The sequence below is a fragment of the Ornithinicoccus halotolerans genome (genome assembly GCF_009602535.1).
Taxonomy (GTDB): Bacteria; Actinomycetota; Actinomycetes; order Actinomycetales; family Dermatophilaceae; genus Ornithinicoccus; species Ornithinicoccus halotolerans.
The window spans coordinates 1-5,840 of sequence record NZ_WIQI01000136.1 but is presented as its reverse complement, the minus strand read 5'-3'; the positions used below and the strand labels follow the sequence as shown (position 1 = coordinate 5,840).

Genomic DNA, 5,840 nt, shown 5'->3' with positions numbered 1-5,840 from the left:
TCCGCAAGATGGTCACTATCAAGTTCTGAGGTCTCATCGTGACTACATCCCTCTCTCTCTTAGTGCTCGCCGCGCCGTCGGCGAACTGGCGGTTCGTCTGGCCGCGGGACGCGGCGTTCGTGGCGGTCGGCTACGCGCGCACCGGCCACCGGTCCGACGCGCTCGCCGTGCTGCGCCTGCTGCAGTCCCAGCAGCGCGCCGACGGCGCCATGGCTGCCCGGTGGGTGCCCGACGGCACCGGTCGCACCCCCGACGAGCGGGAGGTGCAGGAGGACGGGCCCGGCTGGGCGCTGTGGGCGGTGCACCAGGTGCTGCTGACGGAGGCGACCCAGGACGGGCGGCGTGCGGTCGGCCTGCAGCTGGGACCGCTCGTGACGCGCTCGACCGCCCGGCTGCTGGAGCGGCTCGAGGGGGCTACCGGGCTGCCGGCGCCTTCGCCGGACTACTGGGAGGTACCCGAGGACCAGCTCACCCTCGGCGTGGCGGCCACCGCCCTGATGGGCCTGGAGGCCGCCGCCGCGATCGCCACGGCCGGGGTGGTGGACCCGGCCCAGTGGCGGGACGCCGACGTCGACCCGGCAGCGCTGCGCGGACACGCCGACCGGCTCCGGTCGGCGGTCGTGGGCGCGTTCGGGCCCGGGTACCCCCGCCACATCGGTCGGGGGCGGGTGGACGCTGCGGTGACCTTCCTTGGTCCGCCGTTCCTCGCCGAGCCGCTCGCCGGGGCCGCCGCCGCCCGCCACCGTGCCCGTGAGGAGATGGCCCGCCCGGCCGGCGGGGTCGCGCCCGGGGCCGGCTGGAAGCGCGACGGGATCTCCTGGACGCCCGAGACGGCGCTGCTCGGGCTGGCCGCCGCGGCGGCGGGGGAGGAGCAGCGGGCGCGGCACTGGCTGGACTGGCTGGCCAGCCACCGCACCGAGGCCGGCTCGCTGCCGGAGAAGGTGTTGCACGACGGCAGCCCCGCCGCGGTCGCGCCGCTGGCCTGGACCGCGGCGCTGGTGCTGCTCACCCTCGCCGAGCTGGAGTGCGCGGACCCGGCCGGCGGGTGTCCTGGGCCCCCCGCGCCTCCCGGCGCGCCGTCTGGCTGACCCGACCCACGGTGTCGTCGAACCGGCGGCCCAGCTCCAGCTCCTGGCTGCGGGGCAGCCCGGAGGCGGCCTCCCGCAGCCGCTGCAGGTAGCCCTCCAGCTGGGGGCGGCCCGCGGCGCGACCGGCCTCCTGCGACCGGCCGCGCTCCCGCGCCTGCGCGGTGACCCGCTGCCTGGCGTCCGCCGTGGCCTGCTGCCACGAGAACGGCACCACGCTGGTTCCGCTCAGGTGCCCGTGCAGCCCCCGGCCCCGCAGCGCCAGCAGGGCTACCGCCAGCATGAGCGCGATCGCCAGCTCGGCGGCCTCGACCGCCCCGGGCACCGCCAGCGCCAGCGACGTCAGCGCCAGCACCGCCACCGCCGGCGGCGCCACGACGAGCAGCGCGCGCACCGCCATCCGGACAGCCCGGTCCAGCAGCGGGTGCGCCGGTGGCGCCGGAGCCGGCCCCACCGTGGCGGTCCGCTCCGGGACCACCCGCAACCGCATCACCGCCTTGCCGGGCGTGACGCCGGTGACGATGGTCGACACCGTCTCGTAGAGCCAGACCACCACCGCCTGCAGCAGCACCGTGCCCAGCACTGTCGGCCGCAGCTGGGAGGCCGCCGCGGCGGCCAGCGCGTCCTGGTCGGTCAGCAGGATCCGGAGCAGCTCGACCAGGCCGGAGACCCCCGAGACCCCGGGCACCCCCGCCTGGCCGGCTGCCTCGCTGATCGCCCCCCACGCCAGCGGCCACACCAGCACGCAGGACAGGGCCACGGCCAGGCCGGCGTCGAGCGCCCGCGCGAGGACGCGACGCGGCACCAGCCCGGCACCGTCCAGGCCCGCTCGTGTCCCCGAGTCCGGCATGGCCCGCCTCCTGCTCACCAGGTCCTCCCAGCATAGGGTCGGACGGGTGAGCGGAACCAGCGACAGTGCCGACGCCCGGCCCGGCGGGCCCGACCCCCACCAGCTGGCCGAGCGGCTGCTGTCGGTCCGGACCTGGACGGCGCACGACGTGGACGCCGACGGCCGGGTGCTGGCCGGCCACGACGACCTCGGCAGCATGCAGCTGGTCGAGATCGGGCCCGACGGGACCCGGACGCCGCTGACCGACCTTCCGGGCCGGTGCGTGGGCCGCTACCTGCCCGGCCAGCGGGCGGTGGTCGTGCAGCACGACGCCGGGGGCGACGAGAACTGGCAGCTGTCGCTGCTGGAGCTGCCGGTCGCCGCCCCGGCCGGGCTGGCGGACCTGCAGCCGCTGGTGCGTGACCCCGACCACCTGCACGTGCTGCAGGACGTGGACGCCGCCACGCTGGTCTACTTCACCAACCGGCGCAACGGCACCGACATGGACGTCGTGGTCCGCGACCTGGTGACCGGGCAGGAGGAGGTCGTCTACGACCGTGGCGGCTACGTCACCGGCGTCGAGGTCTCCCATGACCGAGGCAGCGTCGTGGTCACCCGGCTCAGCCTCCGGCCGGCCTCGACGGTGCTGGACGTGGTCGGGCCGCGCGCCGGCGCGGAGGACGGCTTCCGGCACCTGACCGACCCGGACGAGCACGCGCTGCACTCCCATGTCTCCTGGACCGCTGACGACACCGCGCTGGTGCTGGCCAGCAACCGGGGCCGGGAGTTCGCCGCGGTGTGCCGCGCCCCCGCGGACGGGGGACCGTGGCAGCCGCTGGTCACCGACGACGGCCACGACCTGGCCTGCTGGCTGAGCCCGGACGGCGGCTCGCTGCTGGTCGCCCGCCGGGAGGACGGCACCGACCGGTTGACGCTGCACGAGCCGGACGGGACGGTGCGTCACGAGCTGGACCTGGGGGAGCCGGGGGTGGCCGAGGTCCGCTGGGCTCCGGACTCCGCGGCCGCCCTGGTCACCGTCACCTCCCCCACCGAGCCCGGCGCGGTCCACCTGGTGGACGCCGCGACCGGCCGGGTCCGGACCGTCGCGTCCTCAGCCGCCGACATGGACCCCGGGCTGCGGGCGCTGCTGCGCACGCCCCGCGTGCACCGGGTGCCCACGCCCGACGGCGAGCAGGTGCCCTGCTTCGCCTACTCCGCCGACGGGGAGGGCCCGCTGGCCGGGGCGTCGGTCGTGCACGTGCACGGTGGGCCGGAGGCGGCCGCCAACCAGGTCTTCGTCCCGGTGATCCAGCTGCTGGCCGCCAGCGGGCTGACCGTGCTGGTGCCCAACGTCCGCGGTTCGACCGGCTACGGCAAGCGGTGGTACTCCCTCGACGACGTCGACCGGCGGCTGGACTCGGTCGCGGACCTGGCAGCGCTGCACGACTGGCTGCCCACGCTCGGTCTGGACCCGGCCCGGGCGGCGCTGTGGGGCGGCTCCTACGGCGGCTACATGGTGCTGGCCGGGGTCTCGATGCAACCGGAGCGATGGGCGGCCGGCGTCGACATCGTCGGCATGAGCTCCCTGGTCACCTTCCTGGAGAACACCTCCGGCTACCGGCGGGCCTACCGGGAGCGCGAGTACGGCAGCCTCGAGCACGACCGCGCGCTGCTGGAGGCGGCCTCGCCGATCACCTACCTGGACCGGATCGAGGCGCCGCTGTTCGTCATCCACGGCGCCAACGACCCACGGGTCCCGCTCGGGGAGGCCGAGCAGATCAAGGCGGCACTCGACGCCAACGGCGTCCGCTGCGAGCTGCGGGTCTACCACGACGAGGGGCACGGGCTGGCACGGCGGGTGAACCGGCTGGACGCCTACCCCGCGGCGCTGACCTTCCTCGCCGAGCAGCTGGCCGGTCCCGCCGAGCCCTCCTGAGCCCGAGGCGGGCTCCACCGCCATCGGCTGTCGGGAGCGGACCGGTCGCCACCGGCGGGCTCACCGGGTCAGCCGCGCCGTGCTCACCTCCGGCCGCAGGTCTAGCCGGCGCAGCAGCTGGGCGTTGAGCGCGACCACCACCGTGGACAGCGACATCAGCAGGGCGCCGACCGCCATCGGCATCACGAATCCCACCGGCGCGAGCACGCCGACCGCCAGCGGCACCGCCACCAGGTTGTACCCGCCGGCCCACCACAGGTTCTGCGTCATCTTCCGGTAGGCGGCCCGGGAGAGCCGGATGACCGAGAGCACCGACCGCGGGTCGTCGCTGGCCAGGACCACGCCGGCTGAGGCGATCGCCACGTCGGTGCCGGCGCCGATTGCGACGCCGACGTCGGCCCGCGCCAGCGCCGGGGCGTCGTTGACGCCGTCCCCGACCATGGCCACGCGAAGGCCCCCGGCCTGCAGCTCGGCGACCCGGTCGGCCTTGTCCTCGGGGCGCACCTGCGCGAAGACCTGGTCCACTCCCAGCTCCTCGGCCACCGCGCGGGCGACCGGCTCCGCGTCACCGGTGATCATGACCACCCGCACGCCGAGCTCGTGCAGCGCCCGTACCGCTTCCGCCGACTCGGGCCGGACCTCGTCGGCGAGGCCGAGGGCGCCGGCCACGTCGCCGTCGACGAGCACGTGCAGCACGGTCGCGCCGCGGAGCGCCCACGCCTCGGTGTCCGCCAGCGCGGAGGCGCCCTCCTGCTCCAGCAGCGCGGGCCCGCCGACCCGCACCCGCTGCCCGCTCACGGTGGCGGTGACGCCGACCGCGGGGTGGGCCTGGAAGTCTCCGGCCGGCGGCACCCGCAGGCCGCGCTCCCGGGCCGCCTGGACCACCGCCCGGGCCAGCGGGTGCTCGCTGTCGGACTCCGCGGCCGCCGCGAGCGTCAGCACCTCCTCCTCGCGCCGGCCGGGCGCGGCCAGCAGCTGCTGCAGTGCCGGCTCGCCACGCGTCAGCGTCCCGGTCTTGTCGAACAGCACCGCGTCCACCGTCCGCATCCGCTCCAACGCCATCCGGTCGGTGATCAGCACGCCCCCGCGGGCGGCCCGCTCGGTGGCGATGGACACCACGAGCGGGATGGCTAGGCCCAGCGCGTGCGGGCAGGCGATCACCAGCACCGTGATCACCCGGACCAGCGCCTGCTGCGGGGTGCCCCACGCGAGCCACGCCAGCAGCGCCACGACGGCGGCGCCCAGGGCGAACCAGAACAGCCACGCCGCCGCGCGGTCAGCCAGCCGCTGGGCGCGGGTGGCCGACTGCTGGGCGTCGCTCACCATGCGCTGGATGCCGGCCAGCGCCGTGTCCTCGCCCACGGCGGTGACCCGGACCCGCACGCCGGAGTCGGTGGCCACGGTGCCCGCGACGACCGGGTCGCCCTCGCCCCGGCGCACCGGGAGGGACTCGCCGGTGATCATGGACTCGTCGAACGAGGCGCTCCCGGAGGCCACCTCGCCGTCGGCAGGCACCCGGCCACCGGGACGGACCACCACCACGTCGTGCACCCGCAGCTCGGCGGGCGGGACGGTGACGACGCTCCCGTCGTCCTCGACGCGTTCGGCCTCGTCCGGCAGCAGCTCGGCCAGCGACTCCAGCGCGGAGGACGTGCGTGCCAGCGACCGCATCTCCAGCCAGTGGCCCAGCAGCATGATGGTGATCAGCAGCGCCAGCTCCCACCAGAAGTCCAGGTGGTGCGGCAGCACCCCCAAACTGGCGCCCAGCGAGGCGACGAAGGCCACCGTGATGGCCATCCCGACCAGCAGCATCATCCCGGGGGAGCGGCCCCGCAGCTCGGTGACCGCACCGGTGGTGAACGGCCGCCCGCCCCAGAGGTACATGACCGTGCCCAGGACAGGGGCCACCCAGCCCACCCCCGGCAGCTGCGGGAGGGTGTAGCCCAGCAGGTCGGCGAAGCCGGCGCTGGTGAGCGTGACCGGCACCGCC

The 5,840-nt window shown here is 76.0% G+C and carries 4 protein-coding genes; 2 read left to right on the top strand and 2 right to left on the bottom strand.

Translation table 11 applies throughout. The annotated features are described in order from the left end of the window. The first annotated feature begins 38 nt into the window (after nt 1–38). Entirely contained in the window at nt 39–1,088 is a 1,050-nt protein-coding gene (locus GFJ45_RS14680) for a glycoside hydrolase family 15 (RefSeq protein WP_194288700.1), read from the top strand. On the opposite strand, the gene GFJ45_RS14675 is transcribed toward GFJ45_RS14680, so the two are convergent. Further along, nucleotides 1,006–1,935: an RDD family protein gene (locus GFJ45_RS14675; protein WP_194288699.1), complete on the bottom strand. Its 930-nt coding sequence runs from the start codon at nt 1,933–1,935 to the stop codon at nt 1,006–1,008. The two genes, GFJ45_RS14680 and GFJ45_RS14675, sit on opposite strands and share 83 nt — an antisense overlap. A 46-nt stretch (nt 1,936–1,981) precedes the next feature. On the opposite strand from GFJ45_RS14675, the gene GFJ45_RS14670 reads away from it, so the two are divergent. After that, a complete protein-coding gene (locus GFJ45_RS14670) occupies nt 1,982–3,850 on the top strand; it encodes a S9 family peptidase (RefSeq protein WP_228387101.1) in 1,869 nt (622 codons plus the stop codon). Between the two features lie 60 nt (nt 3,851–3,910). On the opposite strand, the gene GFJ45_RS14665 is transcribed toward GFJ45_RS14670, so the two are convergent. Further along, the coding region (locus GFJ45_RS14665) for a heavy metal translocating P-type ATPase (protein ID WP_153398511.1) at nt 3,911–5,840 on the bottom strand (1,930 nt) is incomplete at its 5' end.